A 21,749-nucleotide genomic window follows, 5' to 3' on the forward strand; every position below is an offset into this window, starting at 1 on the left:
CCGCCCTCAGGTAACCGGTCGGCTCAGACCGTCACCCACAGGGTGCGCACGCTGTTGCTGACGAACGAGGCGATCGGCTCGTCGGTCCGGCCCTCCGCGAGGGCCAGCCCCGGGAAGCGGGTGAACAGGTGCCGCAGCGCCGTCTCGGCCTCCATCCGGGCGAGCCCGGAGCCGAGGCAGAAGTGCGGGCCGTGGCCGAGCGACAGGTGCTTGGCGGGCTGCCGGGTGAGGTCGAAGCGGTCCGCGTCCGGGTGGTGCCCGGAGTCCCGCCCGGCCGCCGCGTAGGAGGCCAGCAGCGCCTCGCCGCGCCGGATCACCACGTCGCCGACCGCGATGTCCTCGCTCGCGTAGCGCAGCGGGAACTGCCCGACCGGGGAGTCGTAGCGCAGGGTCTCCTCGACCACCGCCGACCACGGCTGCTCCCCGTCCAGGACGAGCCGCAGCTGGTCCGGGTGGGCGAGCAGGGCGCGGACGGCGTTGGTGATCAGGTTGAGCGTGGTCTCGTGCCCGGCGACCAGCATCAGCAGCAGGGTGCCGACCAGCTCGGCCTCGCTGAGCCGGTCGCCCGCCTCGTGGACGGCGATCAGGTCGGTGGTCAGGTCGTCGCCGGGCTCGGCCCGCTTGGCGGCCACCACCGAGGCCAGCAGCGCGTTCAGGCCCCGCTGCGCGGCCAGCGCCGCCGCCGGGGTGGCCGAGCTGGAGACCATGGTGTCGGACAGCTCGTGCAGCTCGTCCTGCTCCGCCAGCCCGAGGCCGAGCAGTTCGCCGATCACCTGCATCGGCAGCGGGTAGGCGAAGTGCCGCCGCAGGTCGAACTCGCCCTCCAGCTTCGCGACCCCGTCCAGCAGCGCGACCGTCCGGGCCTCGACGGCGGGGGCCAGGTCGGCTATCCGGCGCGGGGTGAAGGCCTGCGAGACCAGTCCGCGCAGCCGCCGGTGGTCCTCGCCGTCGGCGGTGACCATGCCGGGGACGACGATGAAGTTGAGCAGCGGCCAGCCCTCCGGCAGCCGCCCCTCCCGGAAGGTCGTCCAGAGCCGGGCGTCCTTGCCGACCCGGGGGTCGGACAGCAGCGACTGGAGGGTGTCGTGGTGGGTTACCGCCCAGACCACCACCCCGCCAGGGAGCTCCACCAGGACCGCGGGGCCGGCTTCGCGGAGTCGGGCGTTCTCGCCGTGCTGGTCGCGGCCGAAGGGGTCGAGTCTGACGGGCTCGGCGCGGGTTCCGGATTCGGTGGTGGTGTCCATGCGGGCCTCTCGGGGGCGGGCGGGCGGGGCGGGGTGAAGGCGCTGTAGAGCACCGGGAGGGCGGTCAGGGCCCGGGACCACGGGGACGGGCGCCAGGCCAACTCGCCGGGCGGTACGGCCAGTTGGAGGTCCGGCAGGCGGTGCAGCAGGGTCTCGACGGCGGTCTCGACGATGATCCGGGCCGGGTGCTGGGCCGGGCAGACGTGCCGGCCCGCGCCCCAGGCGAGGTGGGCCCGGTTGCCGCCGAGCGAGCCCTGCGCGGCGGCCGAGACGCCCTGCGCGGCCGGGTCGGCGTTGGCCGCGGCCAGGCCGAGGACGAGCATGTCGCCGGCGCTGATGTACTGGCCGCCGAGCACGGTGTCGCCGGTGGCCCAGCGGCCGGGGAAGTTCTGGGTGGGCGGGTCGCGCCAGAGCACCTCCTCCAGCGCGTCGGAGACGGTCAGCCGCCCGCCGGTGAGGGTGGCCCGGAAGCGCCGGTCGGTGAGCAGCAGCCGCAGCGTGTTGCCGGTCCAGTTGATGGAGGTCTCGTTGCCCGCGACCATCAGCACCACCAGGTGGTGCACCGCCTCCTCGTCGGTCAGCCCGGCCGGGTGGGCGAGCAGCCAGGAGGTGAGGTCGGCGCTGGGGGCGGCCCGGCGGCGGCGCACCAGGTCGACGAGCAGTGCCTGGAACTCCAGTCCGGCGCGCTGCGACTGCGCGCTGCTGTCCACGAAGTGGCTGATCAGCTCGACCACCCGGGGCCCGCTCTCCACCGGCAGTCCGACCAGCTGGGTGAAGACCAGCAGCGGCAGCCGGCGCGCGTACTGGGCGACCAGGTCGGCGGTGCCGTCCGGGCCCCAGCCGTCGATCAGCCCGTTGGCGGCGGCCTCGGTGGTGCCGCGCAGCTGGCGGTGGTCGATCTGGGCGAGGGTGTCGGAGACGGCGGCGCGCAGCCGCTGGTGCTCGGCGCCGTCCAGGTTGAGCAGGGTGGGCCGCCAGGAGGTCATCGGCAGCAGCCGGGAGTCGGCCGCCAGCCGGCCCTCGGCGGGCACCCGCCAGCGGCGCGAGTCCTTGGAGAACAGCGCCTCGTTGCGGGTGAGTTCGAGCAGCTCGGCGTAGCCGAGGACGAGCCAGGCCTCGACCCCGGGCTCCAGCTCGATCGGGGCGACCGGCCCGTAGCGCTCGCGCAGCCGGGCGTACAGGCCGTGCGGGTCCTCGGCGACGGCCGGGCCGTACAGCGGCGTCAGCGGCACGCCCACGGGCAGCCCGCCGGGCCGTCCGCCGCCGTGGGCGACGGGGCACCCGGGGGCTCCCGGGTGTTCGGGGGAGGTCATCCCTGGAGCTCCAGGATCGAGTTGCGGTGCAGGTGGTCGACGAAGTCGATCAGCAGGTCGTAGGACTGCCGGCGGTCGCGCGCGTCGCAGTGCAGGATCGGCACCTCCGGCAGCAGGTCCAGCGCCGAGCGCAGCTCCTCCTCCGGGTAACTCGGCGTGTCCGGGAAGGTGTTGACCGCGACCGCGAACGGGATGCGCTGCTCCTCCAGCCGGCCGAGCACGTCGAAGCTCTCGTCCGGGCGGCGCAGGTCGACCATGGCGATGGCGCCGAGCGCTCCGCGCGACAGGTCGTCCCAGAGCGGCCAGAACCGCTGCTGCCCGGGCGTGCCGAACAGGTACAGCGCGAGCCGCGAGTTGAGCGTGATCCGGCCGAAGTCCAGCGCCACCGTGGTGGTGGTCTTGCCGGCGCGACCGGTGAGGTCGTCGATGCCGGCGCTGGCGGCGGTCATGGTCTCCTCGGTGCGCAGCGGGGTGATCTCGCTCAGCGAGCCGACCAGGGTGGTCTTGCCGACCCCGAACGGACCGGTGACCAGGATCTTGACCGCGCCCTGCACCGAGGAGGGCAGGTACTGCGGCCCGGCGGCGGACCCGGCGGCGTCCGTGGCGCCCGGTGCGTCCGGGGCGTCGGGGACGGCTTCAGCGGAGTTGGCGGAGGCCAACGAGCACCTCCTCCAGGAGGGTTGCGGGCAGGCGTTCGGCCTGGGGGACGGGCGGGAGCACCTGCACGGCGCCGAGGTCCCAGAGGTCACCGACCAGCACCTTGACGACGCCGAGCGGCAGCCCCAGGTGGGCCGCCACCTCGGCGACGGACAGCAGGCTGTGGCAGAGCGCGAGGATGCGCCGGTGCTCACGGTTGATCAGCTCGTGCTCGGGCAGGTCCGGCGGCTCGGGCAGTCCTAATGGTCCGGGCACGGCGCTGACCAGGCTCTCCACGGCCAGATCGGACCGGGTGGGGCGGCTGCGCCCACCGGTGATGACGTACGGCCGGACCGGGCCGCTCACCGGTGGCCCCCCGCCGCGTGGTCGACGCGCGGCGGGCTGGTGAGGTGGGTGCCGATCCGCTCGACCAGGACCTGCATCTGGTAGGCGACCAGGCCGGCGTCGACCGCCTCGCCGGCCACCACGGCCAGGTGCGCGCCGGCCCCGGCGGCGACGACGAAGAGGTAGCCGCCGCCGTACTCGATGATGATCTGGCGGGTGGCGCTGCCCGGTCCGCCGAAGCCCGTCGCGACGCCGCGGGCCAGCGACTGCAGTCCGGAGCAGGCGGCGGCGAGCCGTTCGGCGTCGTCGCGCGGGATGCCCGCGCTGCGGCCGATCTCCAGGCCGTCGTTGGAGACGACGACGGCGTGCTGGACCTGCGGGACGGCGATGATGTCGGCGAGCAGCCAGCCGAGATCAGGGGTGGTGGTCATGGAACTCTCCGGAGCGCTGGGGAAGTCGGGGGGAAGCGGGAAGGGAAGGGATGGACTGGGCCCGGGCGGCGGAACGGCCGCTGGCCGTCCCGGCCTGGAACATCGCCATGAACGCCTGCGCGTCCCGGGCCGAGCGGTAGGGCGGCGCGGGCGGCGGTGGGGGAGCGGCGTGCTGGGCGGGGCGGCCCGTGCGGCCGCGCCGGTGGCTCCGGCGGGGCAGCGGGGGAGGGGTGTCACCGGTCGCGGCGTGCCGGCCGGGCGGCGGGGTCTCCACCAGGGGGTGGCCGGCGGGAGAGGCCGGCCGGGGGCCGGGGTTGAACGCCCGGTCGTCCGGCCCGAGGCCGGGGACGGTGGGCGGCAGCGGCTCGGTGAGCAGCGCGTTCGGCAGCAGCAGGACCACCCGCACGCCGCCGTACGGCGAGGGCGCCGAGCTGAGCGTGACCCGGAAGCCGTACTGCTCGGCGAGCCGGCCGACCGCGGCGAGGCCCAGCTGCGGCACCTCGCCGAGCCGGGAGACCTCCAGGGTGCTGCCGCCGGCCAGCGCGGCGGCGGCCTTGGCGACGGCCTGTTCCGGCATGCCGACGCCGCCGTCGTCGATCTCGATGACGGCGCCGTTGTGGACCGGCATCAGGGTGACGAACACCTGGGTGCTGGGCGGGGAGTAGCGGGTGGCGTTGTCCAGCAGTTCGGCGATCGCGTGGATCAGCGCCTCGGCGGCGGCGCCGACCACCGCGGTCTCGGTCCGGCTGCGCACCACCACGCGCTGGAACGGCAGGATGCGCGACTGGGCGCCGCGGACGACGTCCTCCAGGGAGACCGGTTCCGGCCAGTGCCGGCCGGCCCGCGCGCCGCACAGCACGGCCAGGGTCTGGGCCAGCCGGGCCTGTTGGGCGGCCGCGTGGTCGGCCTTGAGCAGGCCCTCCAGCAGCGTCGGGTCGTCGTGGGTGCGCTCCATCTCGTCCAGCAGCGCCTGCTGGTCGTGGGCCATCACCAGGATCCGGCGGGCGACGCTGAGGAAGGCCCGCTGGGTGGAGGCGGTGTGCTCCTGCTCCTGCTGGACGGCGGCGAGTTCGGCGCCGCGGCGGGAGAGCTCGGTGGCCAGCTGTTCCTGGACGGCGAGGAGTTCGCCGCGCAGCCGGTCGGCACGGCCGCGCTGGGTGACGGACACGGCGCGGTACCGCGCGGCGGCCACGAGGGCGAGGACGGCGAGTACGCCGGTTGCCGTTACGGACCACTGAGTCATCGTCACGCCGCGAATTCTAGGGTGATGATCCTACGAAGGTGTGAACGGATCTCGCCAAGTGACCGGATCTCGTCAATATCGAGTCAATTCGGCGTCAATCGGCAATCGTTCGACCCCGATCCCACCGCCTGACGAGGTATCGGAGCGGCCCGACCGGCGCCGCCGGGAACGTCGGGATCGAGCCGCCCGGCCGGATCGCGTCCGGTGATGTGTGGGGCCTGTGCGCACGGTGTTACGGAAGGGGCGCCGTCCGGTGCAGGAGCAGCAGCGCCACGTCGTCCGGCCGGGACCGCCGCTCGGTCACGTTCAGGGTGAGCAGATCGGCCAGCCGCTCCAGCGCCGGCGCCGGGCCGATCCGCCCCGGACCGGTCTGCCGCGCCCACAGTTCGAGCCCGCCGAGCATCCGCTGCACCGACTCGTCGTAGTCCTCCTCGCGGTCCTCGACCAGCCCGTCGGTGTACGCCAGCAGCGTCTCGCCGACCGCCAGCCGCTCCACCGCCAGCGGGTACGGCCGCTCCGGGGCCACCCCCAGCGGCGGCCCGCCCGGCAGCTCCAGCTCGACGGCCGCGGCGTCGGCGGTGATCCGCACCGGCGCCGGGTGCCCGGCCCGGGCCGCGGTCAGCACGCCGTCGGCCGGGTCCAGGGTCAGGTAGAGGCAGGTCGCGAACAGCTCGGTGTCCAGCTCGGCCAGCAGCCGGCTGGTGCGGGTCAGGGTGGCGGCCGGGTCGTGCCCGTCCGTCGCGTACGCCCGCAGCCCGCTGCGCAGTTGGCCCATCACCGCGGTGGCCTCCGCGTTGTGGCCCTGGACGTCGCCGATCACCAGCCCGATCCGGCCGTCCGGCAGCCGCAGCAGGTCGTACCAGTCGCCGCCGATCTGCATCCCCTCGGTGCTCGGCAGGTAGCGGGCGGCGCTGGCGATCCCGGCCAGCCGCGGCAGGGTGCGCGGGAGCATCGCCCGCTGCAGCTCGGAGGCCCGGTGGTGGTGGGTGTCGTACAGCCGGGCCCGCTCCAGGGACTGCGCCAGGATGCCGGCGAAGGCCGAGTACAGGGTGCGGTCCTCCCGGCTGAACACCCGCTCGGCGGCGAAGGTGATCAGGCACGAGCCGACCTGCTGCCCGGAGGCGACCAGCGGCAGCACCGCCCAGGCGGCCGGGGTGAGCGGGTCGCGCCGGGTGCGGGCGGCGGCGGGCTCGCTGAACAGCGGGGCGGAGCGGGCCAGCGAACGCTGCATCACGGACTCGGACAGGTCCGCCAGACGGGTGAGCTCGGTGCGGCGCGGGCCCCCGTACACGGTGTGCGAGACGGGCAGCAGCCGGCCCTCGTCCACCAGGTCCAGGACGATGCCGGCGGCGCCGAGCGCCGGGCGGGCGACATCGGTGACGGCGGTGGTGACGTCCCGGACGGTCACCGCCCGGGACAGCGCCCGGGTGAGCGTCAGCAGCAGCGCCGTCCGGGCGGCGGCCGGGGAGTTCCGCCCCTCGGCCGGCGGCGGCTCCCGGTGCCGGGCCTCGGCCAGCAGCCCGGCGATCCGCACCGGCCGCCCGTGCACGTCCAGCATCACCTCGCCGGACTCCTCGACCCGGGCGACCTTGCCGCCGGGCCGCAGCACCCGGTAGCCGATCCGGTAGCGGCCGCCGGCGGCCAGCGCCTCGGCGAGCGCCGCCTGCACGTCCGGCAGGTCCTCCGGGTGGACCAGCCGGTCCAGCTCGGGGGCGGCGCCGTCCGGGGCGGGCGGGCGGCCCGCCAGCCGGAACGCCTCGGCGTCCCAGTAGCTCTCCCCGGTGACCAGGTCCCGCTCGAAGGCCCCGTGCCCGGCGGCCCGCACGGCCAGCGACAGCAGCGGGTGGGCCAGCCCGGCGGGGCGGCCGTCCGCCGCCCGGGGGTCCTCGGGTAACCGGACGCCGTACGGTGCCCGGGTGCCGTACGGGAGGTGGGCGTCGGCGTGGTCCAGCAGATGGGCCAGCCGGTGGGCGCAGGCCTCGGCGAGGGTCTCCAGGACGTCCAGGTCGCGGCGCGGCACGGTGCCCCGGTGGGCCAGCGCCAGGGCCAGCACACCGATCGGCCGCTCGTCCACGACCATCGGCAGGGTGATCACGGCGACCATCCCGGTACCCATGCCGGTGTTCCGGTTCGGGTAGTCGACGCTGGTGTGCTCGGGGCTGAGCAGGTACGGGCGGCGCAGCCGCAGGGCCATCGCGGCGGGCAGCTCACCGGCCGGGTCGACCACGCTGTAGCGCTCGTGCGCCCAGTCCGGCAGCCCGTGCGAGGCGGTCAGCCGGAGCATCCCGGCGGAGTCCAGCAGGTACAGCGCGGACCCCTCGCCGGTGATCCAGCTCGGGCCCTCGGCCAGGACGGTGTCGAGCAGCTCGGCCGCGCTGGTGCAGCCCAGCAGCAGCCGCACGCAGCGCATCGCACTGCGCGCGGTCGGACTGCCGGCGGGCTCCAGGGGCACTGGTCCTTGATACCCCATTTCCCCCACCGGCGAAGGCCGACCGAACCGCCGCACCAGCACCACCGCCACCGCGGGAAGTCGGCCGGGCCGACTTCCTGTGCAGTGCCCGGTGCCGGGCCGGCCGCTTACGCGGGCCAGGCGCGGAGACCGGTGGTGAGGGTGGCGATGAGGCGGTCCTGGGTGGTGGCGAGGTCCTCGGTGAGCTGGAAGGCGCCGGCCGTGGTGAGGGAGGCGAAACCGTGGGCGACGGAGCGCACGGTGCGGGCGGCGTGGACCGCCTCGGAGCCGTCGAGCCCGTACTCCCGCAGCACGGCGATGATCACGCCGACGAGTCGGGCGGCCGCCCGGGCCAGGTCGTCGTCGGGCTGCGGGGCCTGGGGGAGGGCGTTGTAGCGGTGCGGGTGCTCGGTGGCGTACGCGTGGTAGGCGCGCAGCACGGCGGCGACGGCGTCGTCCCCGCTGCGTCCGACGGCCGCCCCGGCCAGCCGGTCGGCGAGGTCCCCGGTGACCCGGACGGCGATCAGCCGCCGCAGTTCGGCGAGGCCGCCGCTGACGTGCTTGTACAGCGAGGGGGTGGCGACCCCGGCCCGGGCGGCGACGGAGGCCAGGGTGAGGGCCTCGGCGCCCTGCTCGTCGATGAGGGCGAGGGCGTGGTCGACGACCTGGTCGGGGGTCAGTCCTACGCGGGGCATGGGTTCGGGCTCTCCGTACGGATCAGGTCGGGCAGGGGCGGGCAGCGGACGGGCGGGGCTCAGCCGAGCTCGGCGAGGAACGGCAGCAGGGCGTCCGCGGTGGCCGCCGGGTTGTCGGCCATCGGGTAGTGCCCGGACCCCTCGATCATCGCCTTCCGCGCGCCGAGCGCGGCGGCCTGCCGGTCGGCGACCAGCTCCGGCTTCGGGAAGTCGGGGTCCTTGCTGCCCATGACCACCAGGGCCGGGCACCGCACCGCGGCCGTCCAGCCGACCGGCGCCGAGTCGCCGTGGACGTACCCGCGGGTGGCGGTCTTCCGGCCCGGGGTGCGCAGCGCGGCGACCAGCCCGTCCACGTACGCGTCGAAGTCGGCGGGCCTGGCACCGGGGAAGGCCATCCGGCGCAGGTAGAAGCCCCAGGCGGCCGGCCAGTGGACGAGGGCGGCGCCCATCAGGCCCATGGCGCCGCGCATCAGGGCGCCCTGCGGCGGGTTCTCGACGAAGGCGTTGAGCAGGACGATCCCGGCGACCCGCTCGGGGGCGTCCCCGGCGGCCTTGACGACGGTCGCCCCGGTGTACGAGTTCCCGGCGAGGACGGCGCGCTCGATGCCGAGGTGGTCGAGCAGGGCGAGGACGTCGTCGGCGAGGGCGGCCGGGCCGTAGTCGTCCCAGGTGATCGAGGATTCGCCGAAGCCCCGCAGGTCCATGGTGACGACCCGGTGGCCGGCGGCGACGAGCAGCGGGCGCAGGTGCCGGTACGCGGCCCGGCTGTCGAGCATGCCGGGGAGCAGGACGACCGGGGTGCCGTCGCCCTGCCGGGTGTCGTCGTAGGCGATCCGGCCGCCGGGGACGGTGAGGTACTGGGTGTTCGGGGTGATGGTGCCGTTCATGGGGTCCTCCTCGGGCCGCCGGTGCGGGGCATCGGCGGTGCTGCCGATAGCCATAAAGCTAAGGCTAATAGCCTTAGCCGTCAAGCGGTCGGGCGTCGGAGGCGTCGGAGGCGTCGGAGAAGAGGGGGAGGGGTGGTCAGACCCCTTCGACCTTGAATGGGTCGTGCTCGCTGAGCAGCTTCTCCAGCCGGGCCTGGTCCACCCGGGTGACCATGTCGTTGGACTCCTGCCGGTCCCGGATCACCTTCGCCAGAGTGAATGCGGAGCTGACCGTGAAGAGGAGGCCGAGTCCGAGGAAGGCCCGGGTCCACCCGCCGACCGGCAGGTAGATGATCCCCACGGCGAGGGCGGTGCCCGACAGGGCGAAGGACAGGACGGCCTGGAGGTAGTAGGCGGCCGTGGTGCGGGTCTGCATCGGTGCGCTCATGGCGTCAGGATGCTGCGGCCCGGCCGGGCCGCACATGAGTAGGCGTACTCAGATGGGGCCGTGCATGAGGGACCGTTCGTTGACGTCCGATCACCTGCCGCGGGGCTGTTCCGAACGGATGGCTTGGAATCAGAGCCTCCTAGGATTAACGTTTGATAACGCAGCGCGGTTGTCAACGCCGTACCCAGACGGCACCGTGCGCCGTCGCCTAATCCCACCGACCGGCCTCCGGGCAGGTCAGGGAGCCGGGGAACCACGTTCCTTGGGGTGAATCGGCGGGGCTCCGGCCCGGCCGTAGGAGACCTTCCTGCTCCGAACCCGTCAGCTAACCCGGTAGGCGCGAAGGAAGGAAAGGAGCGCGCCTCCGTGGCGTCGACGCACACCCCGGCACACCCGGCCGGCTTCGCAGCCGGTACCCAGCTCCTCGACCACCCCGGCCCGGACGGCCCCGAGGCCTTCGGCCCGGAGGACTTCGCCGCGGAGGCCGAGACCAACCGCCACCGGATGCCGCGTCAGACCCGCGGAACCTCCCCGCTGCTCGGCGTCACCGCCGTCGCCGCCACCCTGGGTGCCACCGGCTTCACCTCGGCGACCCCGGCCGCCGCCCCCGCCATCGAGGCCCCGGACGAGACGGCGGTCGCCCTCTCCGCCGACCCCGGCCTCGCGCTCGCCGCCCGCATCCAGAACCAGGCCGACAGCCAGCGCACCGCCGCCGAGGAGACCGCCCGGCTCCAGGCCGCCCAGGAGGCGGAGGCCAAGGCCGCCGCCAAGGAGGCCGAGGCCAAGCGCGCCGCCGAGGAGGCCGAGCGGGCCAAGGCCGCCGCCCTCACCCTCCCGGTGACGGACTACCGGCTCTCCGCCCACTACGGCCAGAGCGCCCGCTACTGGGCCAACCTGCACACCGGCCTGGACTTCGCCGCCGACACCGGCACCCCGGTCCACGCGCTCGGCCAGGGCACCATCACCTCGGCCGGCTGGGCCGGCTCGTACGGCTACCGGATCGTCGAGACCCTGCCCGACGGCACCGAGATCTGGTACTGCCACCTCTCCGCGATCACCAAGGGCTCCGGCAAGGTCGCCGCCGGCCAGCAGATCGGCAAGGTCGGCGCGACCGGCAACGTCACCGGCCCGCACCTGCACATGGAGGTCCGCCCCGGCGGCGGCGCCCCGGTCGACCCGGAGCCCTGGCTCCAGCAGCGCGGCCTCAACCCCTGAGGCGCCAGCCCTGACGCACCCGCCCTGAGGCACCCGCCCGGGCGGACCCAGCGCGAAGCCCCCGGCCCGGAGCACCAGCACCGGACCGGGGGCTTCGCCGTGGCGTCTCACTCCTCGGCGGGCAGCTGCGCCAGGTACGCCTCGATCTCCTCCTGGCCCGGCTCCGGCGCCAGCTCCGGGAACTCCGTCACCAGCAGCCGCGGCAGCCCCGGCACCGTCCACCCGCCGAACAGGTCGAGCGCCGCCTCGACCGCCGCCTCCTCGAACCGCCCGAAGTCCCCAGCCAGTTCCTCCGGCATCGGCCGCCCCAGCGCGGTCAGCTCCGCCAGGTTGCGGTAGCTGCGCCGCATCAGGCCCTGCTCCAGCAGCCGCCGAGCGCCGTCCGTGGCCATGCCGACCGACAGCACCCGGCCCGGGCCCCAGCCCTGCTCGTCCGGCTCGTCCAGCCAGCCGGCCGGTGCCAGCGCCTCGTACGCGGCCAGCCGCTCCTCCTCCGGGAGCTCCCCGAAGCCGGCCAGCCAGTCCCGCACCGCCGCCGGGTCCGTGACGTCCACCCCGTACGCGTGCAGCAGCAGCGCGTACAGCCGGGGCCAGGTCACCAGGTCGGCGCGGCGCAGCAGCCCGGCCGCGACCTCGCCCTGCCACTCGGCCTCCGCGTGCAGCCGCTCCTGGCGCTTGGCGTTCAGCCGCCGGGCCGCCCGCTGGTGGTCGACCAGCAGCCGGACGGCGTCGCCGTAGGCGAACGGGTCCTCCTCGGGCGCGGGTTGGACGTACAGGTGGAGCCGCTCGTACAGCAGGTGCTCCACCGCGTCGGAGGTCAGTTCGGGCCAGCCGTCGTGCATCCTGCCCTCGCCCAGCTCCAGCAGCGCCAGCACCGCGCGCAGCGGCCCCTCGGCCACCGGCGCGCGGCCCTGCTCGGCCGCCCAGGCGAGCAGGTCGGCGGCCTTGGTGCGCGGGGCGAGCCGCAGGTCTTCGTCGTTCATAGTCCGAACGGTAGCCGCCGGGCGGGGATAGGGTCGGCAGCCATGGTCCCCGTACGACTCACCGGCCCGCGCCTGGCCGTCCGCGAGTACCACCACACCGAGGAGGAGGTGGACGCGCTGCACGCGCTGTTCGGCGACCCCGAGGTCACCCGCCACCTGCCCTTCGGGCCGAGCGGCCGGGAGGACTGCGCCGACCAGATCGAGCTCTACCTGGAGGAGGCGATGGCCGAGGAGCGGGACACCTACCGGCTCGCCGTCACCAGGCTCGCCGACGCCGAGGAGCCCGGGGACGCGACGCCGATCGGGCAGGCCGCGCTCACCCTCGACGGGCACGGCGCCGCGGACCTCGGGTGCGTGCTGGCCCGCGGGTCCTGGGGCCGGGGCTACGCGGGCGAGACCGTCGGCCTGCTCGGCGACTTCGCCTTCGGCACCCTGGGCCTGCACCGGCTGACCGCCCGGACCGCCGCGGCCAACCCGGCCCCCGGCCGGGTGCTCACCCGGCTGGGCTTCCGGCCGGAGGGGCGGCCGCGGTCCGACGGGTCCGACGCGTACTTCTTCACGTTGCTCGCCGAGGAGTGGCCGGGCCCGGCCGCCCGGGTGGAGGGGGGTTAACCCCACCCCGGATCCGCCAGGCCTCCGGATCACGGCCGGGCGGCGCGTCCACCAGACTGGACGCAGTCAGCGGGACGAACGAGCGACAGACGACAGCACGAGGGGCCGGGGGCCGGGAACATGAGCAGCAGCCGCAGCGTGGAGGACCGGGAGTGGGACGTTCTGGGCGGTCGCGGTGACGACCCGCGCCCCGTCCGGGCCCGGCGGACCGAGCGGCGTCCGGCCCTGTGGCGGGCCCCGTTCTCGGCGTACTACTACCGCGAGGTCGGCTACGCGCTCACCGGCCTGCCGGTGGCGATCCTCGGCTTCGCCGTCGCGGTCACGATGTTCTGCTTCGGCCTCGCCACCTTCGTCACCGCGCTGGGGCTGCCCGTGCTGGGCGCCCTGACCGCCACGGCCCGCGGCTTCGGCCGGCTGGAGCGGGCCCGGGTGCGCGGCATGCTGGCCCTGGACGTCCCCGGCCCGGAGCCGGTGCGCCGGGTCCGCCAGGGCAGCTGGGGCGCGGTCACCGCGCGGCTGGCGGACGGGGCCGGCTGGAAGGCCGTGCTGTACCAGGTGCTGATGCTCCCCTGGGCGGTGTTCAGCTTCGCGGTGACGCTGGTGTTCCTGCTGCTCGGCTGGGCGGCGGCGCTCTACCCGCTGTACCACTGGGTCTTCCCGACCTACACCTCCTGGCACGGGTACCGGGTGTTCGACTTCTACGACAGCCACGACATCCGGCACGTGTACGACATCGAGGCGCCCTGGCAGATCGCCGGGCTCTCGCTCCTCGGGGTGCTGCTGGTCCTCCTCACCACCCAGCTGGTCCGCGGCCTGACCAACGTCAACCGGGCCGCCGCCCAGGGCCTGCTCGGCCGCTGACCGCCCGGCTCCATCCAGGCCCCGACGGCCCCGCCCGCGTTCCGGACTCCTCCGGATGCGGGCGGGGCCGCTCCGTGGTCGGATGGCCGGGTGGCCGCTGGCCCTCACCCCGCCCTCCCGGACGTGCTGGTCACCTCCCGTCCGCTGGACGAGTACTGCGCCCTTTTCGGCCTCACCCGGGCCCGGCTCGCCGCCCTGCCCGGGCCGCTGCTGGACTGCCCCGGGGGCGCGGCCGGCCTGGCCGCCGAGGCGCGCGAGCTGGGCTGCCGGGTGGTCGCCGTCGACCCGGCGTACGCGCTGCCGCCGCCGGTGGTCGCCGACCTCGCCCTGGCCGCCCGGGCGGCGATGGCCGCCTCGATGACCGCCCGCCCGTGGCTCCACCCCTCGCCCCGCCCGTACCGGCCCGAGCGGTACCTGCGCAGCTGGGACCGGGCCCGCCGGCTGTTCGCCGCCGACTCGGCCGCCCACCCGCAGCGGTACGTGGCCGCCGCGCTGCCCCGGCTGCCCTTCGCGGACGGCGCCTTCGCCCTCACCCTGAGCGGCTACCTGATCTTCGCCTACCCCGAAGTCTTCGGCTCGGAGCGCCAGTTGGCGGCGCTGACCGAGCTGGTCCGGGTCACCTCCCCGGACGGCGAGGTCCGGGTCCAGCCGCTGAACGACGGGCACGGCCGCCGCTGCGGTCACCTCGACCCGCTGCGGTACGCGCTCGGCGAGCGCCGGATAGCCAGCGAGATCCTCCGCTGTCCGGGGCCGGTGGACGGCCGCACCGTGCGGGTCCTGGTGCTGCGGGCCGCCGACCGACGCCGCCGGGCGGCCGGGCAGCCGGGCAGCCGGTCATGTAATAGTCACTACTCCGGTTTGCCCCTATACTCGCCGCCATGATCGAGACGACTATCCGGCGCGCAGAGGCGACCGACGCCGACCGGCTCACCGACCTGATCCAGGCCTCCTCCGCCTACCACGGCGAGTACGCGCCGATGATCGACGGCTACCGGGTGACGCCCGACTACATCGCCGGCCACGAGGTGTTCCTCGCCCTCGACCCGGCCACCGACCAACTGCTCGGCTTCTACGGGCTGATCCGCGAACCGGCCGAACTGGACCTGATGTTCGTCGCCGACGAGGCCCAGGGGCGCGGCACCGGCCGCGTGCTGATCGCGCACATGCTGGAGCAGGCCCGCGCGGCCGGCATCGCCAGCGTGCTGGTGGTCTCCCACCCGGACGCCGAGCGCTTCTACCTGCGGGTGGGCGCCGAACGCGTCGGCACCTTCCCCGCGCACGGCAGGATCACCTGGGACCGCCCCGAACTGCGCTTCACCGTCCGGTAGTTCCCCCGGTCAGGAGGTCCCCGCGGCCGACGGCCCGCCCGGCCCGCCCGGCTGGGCCGGTACCGCCGCGACGGGCTGCGGCACGGCGTGCGGTCCGGCCTGCGGGGCGGGCCGGGCCGGCTGCTCCGGCACGAGGGCCGTCCCCTGGAGCCGGGACAGGATCTTCTCCGCCAGCCAGCTGCGGTCCGACCCGTACGGGATGCCCCGCGGGTCCACCAGCTGCGTCGCCACCGCGTCCCGCAGCCGCTGCGCCCCGGCGGCGGGCAGCCAGGAGAGCAGCCCCCGGGCGGCCAGCAGGGCGTGGTACTGCTCGAAGTCCGAGCGCGGGTGCTCGATCGCGTCCAGCACGCTCGGCAGGTCCGCCAGCGCCGGGTCGCCCTGCATCAGCGCGAGCGCCTGGATCCGCCGGCCCTCGGAGCCGTCCGCGAAGAGGTCCCGCACCTGGTCGGCGGTCAGCGCCGAGCGCCGCGCGGTCGAGCGGACCTCCGCCACTACGCCCTCCGGCCCGGCCGGCGCACCGGAGGCGGGCGGCAGCTGCCCGGCCAGGGCGGCCTGGCGCTCCGCGCTGCCGCCCAGCAGCCCGAGCTGCTGCATCGCGCGGACCCGCAGGTCGTCCGCGCCCACCTTGTCGCCGTACCGGTCGCGGTCCTGTCCGGCGAGGAAGAGGTCCAGCGCCTGGTCGGTCTCGGTCAGCACCTGCGGCAGTGCCAGTCTGGTCACCAGCCAGCCGGCCAGGAAGCCGAAGACCAGGAAGTACAGCACGAGCGCCGCCGCGAACGGCACCGCCTCCGGGCCGCCGCCGAGGGCGGGCGCCAGCGCCGTACCGAGGTCGTGCAGCCGCTCGCCGAGCGAGCCGAGCTGGGTCAGCCCGACGCCCAGCAGCACCTTGGTCAGCCAGTCCGAGACCTGCTCCAGATTGGTGTTCGGCGCGTACGAGCCCTGCGGCTCACCGGTGCCGCCACCGCGGACCCGGGGCACCCCGAACAGGAAGCCCAGCCCGCCGCCCAGCACCACCGAGGCGCCGACCACGACCAGTCCGCCGCCGAGCGCCTGCCAGGCGTGCTCCCGGCCGAGCGCGAACAGCAGCAGTCCGAGCAGCCCCGTCCCGGCCAGCAGCCCGGTGGCGCACCACCGCGCCGTCCGCAGGGCCGCCCCGCCGTCCCGCCGCCGCGCCTTCGCCATCGCCTACCCCCTGTGCCCGCGCCGCTCCGCTCCGGAACCCGCGCAGACTCTAGCGCCGCGGCCCCGCCCCGGACACGCGACGGCCCTCCCCGGACACGCCACGGGGAGCCTCCGGCGCAGTGCCGGAAGCTCCCCGGGAACGCAGACGACCCGCGGGCTGCTCCTCTACGCCGGCCCGTGCACTGGCCAGGCGCCGAGGCACCGGGGATGTACCGGTGAGCCCGCGGGCCGGGTGACTGCTGTGGATTTCGCCTGCCGGAGGCCTGGGGCCTCACCCTGCGCAGGCAGGGGCGGCTCTAGCGAGCAGCCACCTCACGCATCCTGACGGTACTCAACTCAGGATCACCTCCCTTCAGTGTGCTGCCAGCCTAGGCAGCGCTCCGGCCGGAGGCAACGGATTATTTCGCGGTCCCCGCGTCCGCCGCTCAGGCGGTCTTGAGCTGGTCCTTGAACTTGGTGAAGTCGATCGTGCTGTCGGCCGACGGGACCTGGACGGTCAGCGGCTTGTCGAACTCGCTGAAGTCGATCTTGCCGTTGCCGTCCTTGGCGCCGGCGTGCTCGATCCGCACCGGGTAGGGCTTGCCCTCGGTCGCGATCTGGAGGGTCGTGACCTCGCCCTTGGAGTCGGTGCTCTTCAGACTGAAGGTCTTCACGCCGTTGACGTCGCCGGCGGAGCCCTTCTCGACCTTGTCGCCGCTGCTCTTGCTGTCGGTGATCTTCTTGCTGAAGTCGGCCAGGTTGCAGACCTTGGTGAGGGAGCCCATCGACGGGTCGCTCTCGAAGCCGGTCAGGTAGCGGCCCTTGAACAGCTCGGCGGCCTTGGCGCCGTTCGGGCCGCCCACGGCGGTCCAGAAGGCGGTGTCCGGCTTGACGTACGAGGTCTTGCCGTCGCTGATGATCTCGAACTTGCCCATGCCCGGCATCGCCATGGTGCCGGTGCACTGGCTCTTGTTGTCCATCGTCAGGTTCAGCTCCATCGCACCGTCGCCGGTGTCGACGGTGCCCGCCATCTTGAGGGAGGTCGCGGAGGCCAGGGCCTCCTTTGCCTGCTTCTCGATGTCCTGGGCGCTGAGCTTGCCGGTGTCGAGCTTCTGCGCGGAGCCCGCCTTCCCGTCGCTCGTGGCACTGCCGCACGCGGCGGTGCCGGCGGCCAGGACGAGGCATATCGCGGCGGTGCTGACCAGGCGCTTCGACAGCATGTGGTGATTCCTGTCCGGGGTGGCCCGTGCGGCCCCCCAATTGGATGAATTTTTCCTCAGTATGGTTCAGGTCCCTGACAGGTGATCGTCGGACGGGCCGCTGTTACAGCTTCGTGGCAGGACCGTGCCGCGCCCGTACCCGGACATGCGAAAGGCCCGGAGGAAGAATCCTCCGGGCCTTTCCGCTACTGAGTAGCGGGGACAGGATTTGAACCTGCGACCTCTGGGTTATGAGCCCAGCGAGCTACCGAGCTGCTCCACCCCGCGTCGGTAAACACAACAATACGTGGAAGTCGCCGAGATGGGAAATCGGTTCCCCGAGCACCTCTTGAAGGCACCGCTCAAGGTCCTCCGCAGGCACCTGTTCAGGGCACCCGGGCGGCCCGCCGCCGGGCGGGCGCCGCGTGCCGGCCCGTGCGGCACCTCGCCCAGGCCGCGAAGCAGACCAGCGCGGCGAAGCAGGGCACCATCAGCGCCCCGTACACCACCAGGAAGCCGTCCGTGCCGAGGTCGGCGGCGGCGTTCCAGGTGCCGTGCAGCGCCATCGCCAGCAGCAGCCCGGCCGGGACCGCCAGCCGGGCCAGCCAGCGCCGCGCGGTGGTGAGGGCGAGGGCCAGGCCGATCCCGGTGAGCGCGGTGAACAGCGGGTGGGCGAAGGGGGAGAGCAGGGCGCGCAGCACGAAGGTCTGCACGGTGCTGTCGAAGTCGCGCAGGCTGGGCGGGTCGCCGAGGCCGATGCTGTCCAGCCGCTGGCGCTGGTCGCTGGTGAAGGCCCGGCCCAGGTAGAGGGCGTTCTCGGTGAACGCGAAGCCGCAGGCGGTCATCCCGCCGAGCACCACCCCGGCGGCCAGGGTGCGCGGCCGGGAGCGGCGGTGCGGCGCACCGGAGGGCGGGGCCGGGCGCAGGTAGGGCAGCGGCCGCAGGTACGGGCGCAGCCGCGGCCGGCCGCGGGCGTGCGGCCCGACCGGGTGGCGCGGGTACGGGCGGGGGCTCCGGGGCGCGGGCGCCCGGCGCAGCAGCGGCGCGCAGGGGCGCCCGGTGCGGCGGCCGTGGCAGCGCAGCCGCTGGCCGAGCGGGAGCAGGAGCACCAGCAGGGCGGTGGCCTTGGCGGTCTCCTCGATCACCGGGGTGGCGATCCCGGCGCCGAGCAGCTCCCCGAACGGGCCCCGGTACCGGGCCAGGTAGTTCGCCGTCCAGTTGTTGGCCAGGATGGCGACGGTGGTGGCCGCGCAGGCGCCCCAGCCGAGGCAGAACACGGTGTGCCGCAGCGGCACCCGGGCGGTGAGGTTGAGCCAGGCCAGGCCGCCGAGCACGAACGGCAGCGGCACCATCGCCAGGCCCAGGCCGACCAGCAGCCCGACGGTGCCGGTCTGCCGCTGGACGAGGTGCAGGATCAGCACCCCGCAGCCGATCAGGGTCAGTACGGCGGTCGCGGTGACCGAGGAGAGCGCCACCGAGCGGCTGCGGCCCGGCGGGGCCCCGGGGGTGGCGGGGGCGGCGGGCGTCCGGGGCGCGACGGGGGTGACGGCCGGGGGCCGGGCGGGTACCGGGACGGCGGCGGTGCCAGGAGCGGGCAGCGGGCGGTGGGCCCGGTGCCTCCGGGGCCCCGGGATGGTCCGGGTGTCGCCGGTGCGCGGGACCGTCTCCGGTGCGCCGGCGGCGGCGACCGTCGTCCGACCGTTCGCCCGGAACCCGCCGCCGGACGGGCTGCCCATGCGGCACAGGGTAGGCCACGGCGGCGGCCCGCCGGGAGGACTCGGGACGAACCGTCCGTCCCGGTCCCGCCCGTACGGCCGCCGCGCGGTGGCCCGTTCGAACCGGGCCGCTGGGTCAGCGGCGGCGGAACAGCAGGTCGTGGACGACGTGGCCCTTGGCGATCCCGGCCCGTTCGAACTTGGTGACCGGCCGCCAGTCCGGCCGCGGGGCGTAGCCGGGGACGCTGCCGTCCGGGTGGTCCGCGGGCTCCAGCCAGCCGGTCCCGTCGCCCTCGGGGTGCAGGTTCTCCAGCTCCGGCGAGGCGGACAGCACGGCCAGCATCTGCTCCGCGTACGGCTCCCAGTCGGTGGCGCAGTGCACCAGGGCGCCGGGGGCGAGCCGGGGCAGCACCAGGTCGAGGAAGGAGGGCTGGACCAGCCGGCGCTTGTGGTGCTTCGGCTTGGGCCACGGGTCGGCGAAGTAGACCCGCAGACCGGCCAGCGAGGCGTCCTGGAGCATGTCGCGCAGCAGGATCACCGCGTCCCCGGCGGCCGTCCGGACGTTGCGGGAGCCGTCGCGCTCCAGCATGCCGAGCAGGTTGCCGTGGCCGGGGGTGTGCACGTCGGCGGCGAGGATGCCGGTGGCCGGGTCGGCGGCGGCCATCGCGGCGGTGGTCTCGCCCATGCCGAAGCCGATCTCCAGGGTCACCGGCAGGCCGCCGAACAGCTCCGGCAGGTCCAGCGGGGTGCCGTCGATGGGGATGCCGTACGTCTCCCAGCTCCGGTCCAGGGCGCTCGCCTGGGCGTTGGTCATCCGGCCCCGGCGCGGCTGGAAGCTGCGGATGCGACGCTCGCGGTGCTGGGCCTCGGTGGCCTTGTGCGGGTACATCGGCGCGGGGTAGGCGGCCGGCGCGGCGGACAGCCGGGCGGACGGCGAGGGCTGGGGGATCGGGGCGGTGGCAGTCACAATCAACCGAGTCTACGGGGCTGCCGGGGCGCCCCGGCCGGGCCTGTGACCGGGCTCATCCGGGCCCGTCCGCCCGCCCTCCGTCCGGTGCGCCGACCCGCCCCCGAAGCCTCCGCCGCCCGCTACTCCTCCCAGGGCCAGCGGGCGTTCGCCCCGGCCTCCAGGAGGGGGACCAGCCGGAAGGCCGCGTCGCTCAGGCCGCCGAAGGTGTGCCGGTGGGCGCCGCCGCCGGGACCGTGGCCCGGGGCGTAGCCGGCCAGGTTCCAGGTGTAGACGGGCACGTGGGCCGGGACGGCGGCGAGCGGGTCACCGCCCCGGTGGCCCGGGCCGGTCTGCTCGTCGGTGACGATCACCACCCGGTCGTGGCCCCGGTAGTGGGCCCGGACCGCGTCGGCGGTGTTGGTGCCGCCGAGGCTGGAGAACCGTTCCAGCACCCGCAGCACCGCCTCGCCCCGGCCGACCTCGACGACCCGGCTGGTGGTGCCGAACTCGACCAGGTCCGCCTCGGCCGCCCGGAGCTTCAGCGTGGTGCCGAAGATCGCCGCGGAGTCCGCCCGGTTGAGCTCGGTCGGCCCGCCGGAACGGTCGAACATCGAACCGGAGCGGTCCACCAGGATCAGCGTCCGGCCGGGCAGTTCCGGCACGTTGGCCAGCGAGTGGCCGAGCGCGGTCTCCAGCGCGTGCCCCCAGCGCAGCGAGGGGACGTTGCGGTACGCGGCCAGGTAGCGGAACGGGAACTGGCGCGAGCGCCGCACCTCGTCCTGGTCGGAGATCCGCCGGGCGACCTCGGCCGCGACGGCGTCCGGGACCCCGGCCCGGTCGAAGTTGCGCAGGTTCCGCACCAGCGCCATCGGACCCATCGACGGGATGACCGCCTCCCAGACCGCCGCGTCCAGCGGGCCCTGCAGCCAGCCCGCCAGGGCCTCCCAGGTCAGCCCGGCGGCGGCCAGCCGTTCCGCGCCGCCCTCGGCGGTCACCGCCGCCCGGCGCTCCTCGACGGGCAGCGCGAGCAGTTCGCGGTTGGCGGTCAGCACCCGGTCGGCGGCCGGCGGGACGGCTTCCTCCGGCCGGTGCCGGCGGTCCAGCGCGTGGGCGAACAGCGCGCCCTGCCAGTGCTTCCGCGGGTCCGGCGAGGGGTGGGTCAGCTCGATCACGTCGCCGAAGCGGTAGCCCTTGCCGGCGGTGTCGTACTTGAGCAGCGAGCGGGCGTCGTAGAGGTGCCGGACGGCGTCCGCGACACCGCGCTTGAGCGGCTTGGGCAGCGCCCGGCCGTAGCGCGAGGTCCAGTAGGCGAGCAGCTCGCCGGGCTCGTCGGCGCGCCGCAGCACCGCCGCGACGGCCTGCCGGGAGTGGCCGTGGGCGCCCGCGTCCAGCCGGGCGCGGGTGAACTCGGCGGCGCCGACCAGGGCGGCGGTGCGCAGCTGGGCGCCGTGGCGCAGCCAGCGCAGCAGTCCGAGGGTCCACTCCGGCTCGGCGACGGCGAGTTCGCGCACCAGCGCGGTGTAGCGGTCGTCGCGCTCGCCGCCGCGCTCGTGGAAGGTGTCCTGGCCGACCATGTTGGCCACCGCGAGCAGGAAGAGCTCGGACTTGCGGTCCCGGACGAAGCCGGGGCCGCCGTTGTGGTTGACGGTGCGCGCGCCGGTGGTGGTCACCGGCGAACTCGGACCGGACTTGGCCCCGCGGACGTTGAACCTGGACATGCGGCAGCCCCCTCGGCGTGCTGGTGTCGGTGGGAGGGAGGCGTGCTGCGGCAGCGGTGCCCGGGTCCCGTCACGGCTGACGGGACCCGGGCACCACGAGGAGCCGCCTCCCGAGATCAAAGGTGGCGGCGGTGTTTCGCGGGCTCGAACCGCAGCGCCCAGGGGACGCCTCACCAAGAAGTAACCGCTGCCGTCGCACCGGGAGGTGCGGACGAACTGTTCACGTGTGGGTGTCCAGAGATCGAGGACGGCTGAGGTGACATAGCTGCTCTACCGACTGAGCTACACCGGCCCGAAGCCGGTGACGGGACTCGAACCCGCGACACGCCCATTAAGAG

21 protein-coding genes, 1 tRNA gene and 1 riboswitch are annotated in these 21,749 nt (G+C 74.9%); of the genes, 5 read left to right on the plus strand and 17 right to left on the minus strand.

The features are described 5' to 3' along the window. Positions 1 to 23: 23 nt before the first annotated feature. The 10 genes from ACWDD9_RS38560 to ACWDD9_RS38605 all read right to left on the minus strand — a co-directional run bounded on the left by ACWDD9_RS38560 (position 24) and on the right by ACWDD9_RS38605 (position 9,670). Entirely contained in the window at positions 24 to 1,109 is a 1,086-nt protein-coding gene (locus ACWDD9_RS38560) for a cytochrome P450 family protein (RefSeq protein ID WP_234348443.1), read from the minus strand. Further along, a complete protein-coding gene (locus ACWDD9_RS38565; RefSeq protein ID WP_241852825.1) occupies positions 1,094 to 2,557 on the minus strand; it encodes a cytochrome P450 in 1,464 nt (487 codons plus the stop codon). The genes ACWDD9_RS38560 and ACWDD9_RS38565 overlap by 16 nt, the downstream gene beginning before the upstream one ends. Next, positions 2,554 to 3,123, minus strand: a complete 570-nt coding sequence (locus ACWDD9_RS38570) for a GTP-binding protein (protein ID WP_049653188.1) — start codon at positions 3,121 to 3,123, stop codon at positions 2,554 to 2,556. The genes ACWDD9_RS38565 and ACWDD9_RS38570 overlap by 4 nt, the downstream gene beginning before the upstream one ends. 70 nt (positions 3,124 to 3,193) lie before the next feature. Then, positions 3,194 to 3,559: a DUF742 domain-containing protein gene (locus ACWDD9_RS38575; protein WP_049653167.1), complete on the minus strand. Its 366-nt coding sequence runs from the start codon at positions 3,557 to 3,559 to the stop codon at positions 3,194 to 3,196. After that, positions 3,556 to 3,969 (minus strand): roadblock/LC7 domain-containing protein, encoded by a 414-nt coding sequence (locus ACWDD9_RS38580; RefSeq protein ID WP_049653168.1) that lies wholly within the window; start codon positions 3,967 to 3,969, stop codon positions 3,556 to 3,558. The genes ACWDD9_RS38575 and ACWDD9_RS38580 overlap by 4 nt, the downstream gene beginning before the upstream one ends. Next, positions 3,953 to 5,212: an ATP-binding protein gene (locus tag ACWDD9_RS38585; RefSeq protein ID WP_449814190.1), complete on the minus strand. Its 1,260-nt coding sequence runs from the start codon at positions 5,210 to 5,212 to the stop codon at positions 3,953 to 3,955. Before ACWDD9_RS38585 ends, ACWDD9_RS38580 begins: the two co-directional genes overlap by 17 nt. 232 nt (positions 5,213 to 5,444) lie before the next feature. Beyond that, a complete protein-coding gene (locus ACWDD9_RS38590) occupies positions 5,445 to 7,664 on the minus strand; it encodes a SpoIIE family protein phosphatase (protein WP_449814178.1) in 2,220 nt (739 codons plus the stop codon). A 125-nt stretch (positions 7,665 to 7,789) separates the two neighbouring features. Then, complete coding sequence (locus ACWDD9_RS38595) at positions 7,790 to 8,356, minus strand: TetR/AcrR family transcriptional regulator (RefSeq protein WP_049653172.1); 567 nt, start codon at positions 8,354 to 8,356, stop codon at positions 7,790 to 7,792. A gap of 59 nt (positions 8,357 to 8,415) precedes the next feature. Next, positions 8,416 to 9,297, minus strand: coding sequence for an alpha/beta fold hydrolase (locus ACWDD9_RS38600; RefSeq protein ID WP_449814179.1), 882 nt, complete (start codon positions 9,295 to 9,297; stop codon positions 8,416 to 8,418). Between the two features lie 82 nt (positions 9,298 to 9,379). Then, positions 9,380 to 9,670, minus strand: a complete 291-nt coding sequence (locus tag ACWDD9_RS38605) for a YiaA/YiaB family inner membrane protein (RefSeq protein ID WP_074002080.1) — start codon at positions 9,668 to 9,670, stop codon at positions 9,380 to 9,382. 195 nt (positions 9,671 to 9,865) lie between these two features. Next, a riboswitch (cyclic di-AMP (ydaO/yuaA leader) is annotated at positions 9,866 to 10,024 on the plus strand. 12 nt (positions 10,025 to 10,036) lie between these two features. Between ACWDD9_RS38605 and ACWDD9_RS38610 the strand changes: the two genes are divergently transcribed. After that, entirely contained in the window at positions 10,037 to 10,885 is an 849-nt protein-coding gene (locus ACWDD9_RS38610; protein ID WP_053112130.1) for a M23 family metallopeptidase, read from the plus strand. Between the two features lie 107 nt (positions 10,886 to 10,992). Here ACWDD9_RS38610 and ACWDD9_RS38615 read toward each other — a convergent pair whose 3' ends face one another. Beyond that, positions 10,993 to 11,868, minus strand: coding sequence for a hypothetical protein (locus tag ACWDD9_RS38615; RefSeq protein ID WP_449814180.1), 876 nt, complete (start codon positions 11,866 to 11,868; stop codon positions 10,993 to 10,995). A 42-nt stretch (positions 11,869 to 11,910) separates the two neighbouring features. Between ACWDD9_RS38615 and ACWDD9_RS38620 the strand changes: the two genes are divergently transcribed. From ACWDD9_RS38620 to ACWDD9_RS38635, 4 genes are all read left to right on the plus strand, one after another. Further along, positions 11,911 to 12,480 (plus strand): GNAT family N-acetyltransferase, encoded by a 570-nt coding sequence (locus tag ACWDD9_RS38620; protein WP_449814181.1) that lies wholly within the window; start codon positions 11,911 to 11,913, stop codon positions 12,478 to 12,480. 120 nt (positions 12,481 to 12,600) lie between these two features. After that, positions 12,601 to 13,341 (plus strand): sensor domain-containing protein, encoded by a 741-nt coding sequence (locus ACWDD9_RS38625; protein WP_053112132.1) that lies wholly within the window; start codon positions 12,601 to 12,603, stop codon positions 13,339 to 13,341. 90 nt (positions 13,342 to 13,431) lie between these two features. Continuing rightward, a complete protein-coding gene (locus ACWDD9_RS38630) occupies positions 13,432 to 14,223 on the plus strand; it encodes a hypothetical protein (RefSeq protein WP_449814182.1) in 792 nt (263 codons plus the stop codon). Continuing rightward, complete coding sequence (locus ACWDD9_RS38635; protein ID WP_449814183.1) at positions 14,220 to 14,669, plus strand: GNAT family N-acetyltransferase; 450 nt, start codon at positions 14,220 to 14,222, stop codon at positions 14,667 to 14,669. Before ACWDD9_RS38630 ends, ACWDD9_RS38635 begins: the two co-directional genes overlap by 4 nt. A gap of 9 nt (positions 14,670 to 14,678) precedes the next feature. On the opposite strand, the gene ACWDD9_RS38640 is transcribed toward ACWDD9_RS38635, so the two are convergent. The 6 genes from ACWDD9_RS38640 to ACWDD9_RS38665 form a co-directional block, all read right to left on the minus strand. Next, complete coding sequence (locus ACWDD9_RS38640; RefSeq protein ID WP_449814184.1) at positions 14,679 to 15,851, minus strand: hypothetical protein; 1,173 nt, start codon at positions 15,849 to 15,851, stop codon at positions 14,679 to 14,681. A 425-nt stretch (positions 15,852 to 16,276) separates the two neighbouring features. Next, positions 16,277 to 17,050: a hypothetical protein gene (locus tag ACWDD9_RS38645; protein WP_380739942.1), complete on the minus strand. Its 774-nt coding sequence runs from the start codon at positions 17,048 to 17,050 to the stop codon at positions 16,277 to 16,279. 193 nt (positions 17,051 to 17,243) lie between these two features. After that, positions 17,244 to 17,317 (minus strand) — tRNA-Met (locus ACWDD9_RS38650). Between the two features lie 98 nt (positions 17,318 to 17,415). Beyond that, positions 17,416 to 18,765, minus strand: coding sequence for a PrsW family intramembrane metalloprotease (locus tag ACWDD9_RS38655; protein ID WP_449814185.1), 1,350 nt, complete (start codon positions 18,763 to 18,765; stop codon positions 17,416 to 17,418). A gap of 115 nt (positions 18,766 to 18,880) precedes the next feature. Further along, complete coding sequence (trmB, locus tag ACWDD9_RS38660) at positions 18,881 to 19,711, minus strand: tRNA (guanosine(46)-N7)-methyltransferase TrmB (protein ID WP_049658578.1); 831 nt, start codon at positions 19,709 to 19,711, stop codon at positions 18,881 to 18,883. A 122-nt stretch (positions 19,712 to 19,833) separates the two neighbouring features. Further along, complete coding sequence (locus ACWDD9_RS38665) at positions 19,834 to 21,411, minus strand: TROVE domain-containing protein (protein WP_449814186.1); 1,578 nt, start codon at positions 21,409 to 21,411, stop codon at positions 19,834 to 19,836. Between the last annotated feature and the right edge of the window lie 338 nt (positions 21,412 to 21,749).

It is taken from the genome of Kitasatospora sp. NPDC001119 (assembly GCF_053598475.1).

Bases quoted from the DNA above. Each gene is read 5' to 3' on its own strand.
- ACWDD9_RS38565 (WP_241852825.1), bottom strand. From the start codon at position 2,557: ATGACCTCCCCCGAACACCCGGGAGCCCCCGGGTGCCCCGTCGCCCAC.
- ACWDD9_RS38580 (WP_049653168.1), bottom strand. From the start codon at position 3,969: ATGACCACCACCCCTGATCTCGGCTGGCTGCTCGCCGACATCATCGCC.
- ACWDD9_RS38585 (WP_449814190.1), bottom strand. From the start codon at position 5,212: ATGACTCAGTGGTCCGTAACGGCAACCGGCGTACTCGCCGTCCTCGCC.
- ACWDD9_RS38595 (WP_049653172.1), bottom strand. From the start codon at position 8,356: ATGCCCCGCGTAGGACTGACCCCCGACCAGGTCGTCGACCACGCCCTC.
- ACWDD9_RS38600 (WP_449814179.1), bottom strand. From the start codon at position 9,297: ATGGCTATCGGCAGCACCGCCGATGCCCCGCACCGGCGGCCCGAGGAG.
- ACWDD9_RS38605 (WP_074002080.1), bottom strand. From the start codon at position 9,670: ATGAGCGCACCGATGCAGACCCGCACCACGGCCGCCTACTACCTCCAG.
- ACWDD9_RS38615 (WP_449814180.1), bottom strand. From the start codon at position 11,868: ATGAACGACGAAGACCTGCGGCTCGCCCCGCGCACCAAGGCCGCCGAC.
- ACWDD9_RS38620 (WP_449814181.1), top strand. From the start codon at position 11,911: ATGGTCCCCGTACGACTCACCGGCCCGCGCCTGGCCGTCCGCGAGTAC.
- ACWDD9_RS38625 (WP_053112132.1), top strand. From the start codon at position 12,601: ATGAGCAGCAGCCGCAGCGTGGAGGACCGGGAGTGGGACGTTCTGGGC.
- ACWDD9_RS38635 (WP_449814183.1), top strand. From the start codon at position 14,220: ATGATCGAGACGACTATCCGGCGCGCAGAGGCGACCGACGCCGACCGG.
- ACWDD9_RS38640 (WP_449814184.1), bottom strand. From the start codon at position 15,851: ATGGCGAAGGCGCGGCGGCGGGACGGCGGGGCGGCCCTGCGGACGGCG.
- ACWDD9_RS38645 (WP_380739942.1), bottom strand. From the start codon at position 17,050: ATGCTGTCGAAGCGCCTGGTCAGCACCGCCGCGATATGCCTCGTCCTG.
- ACWDD9_RS38655 (WP_449814185.1), bottom strand. From the start codon at position 18,765: ATGGGCAGCCCGTCCGGCGGCGGGTTCCGGGCGAACGGTCGGACGACG.
- ACWDD9_RS38665 (WP_449814186.1), bottom strand. From the start codon at position 21,411: ATGTCCAGGTTCAACGTCCGCGGGGCCAAGTCCGGTCCGAGTTCGCCG.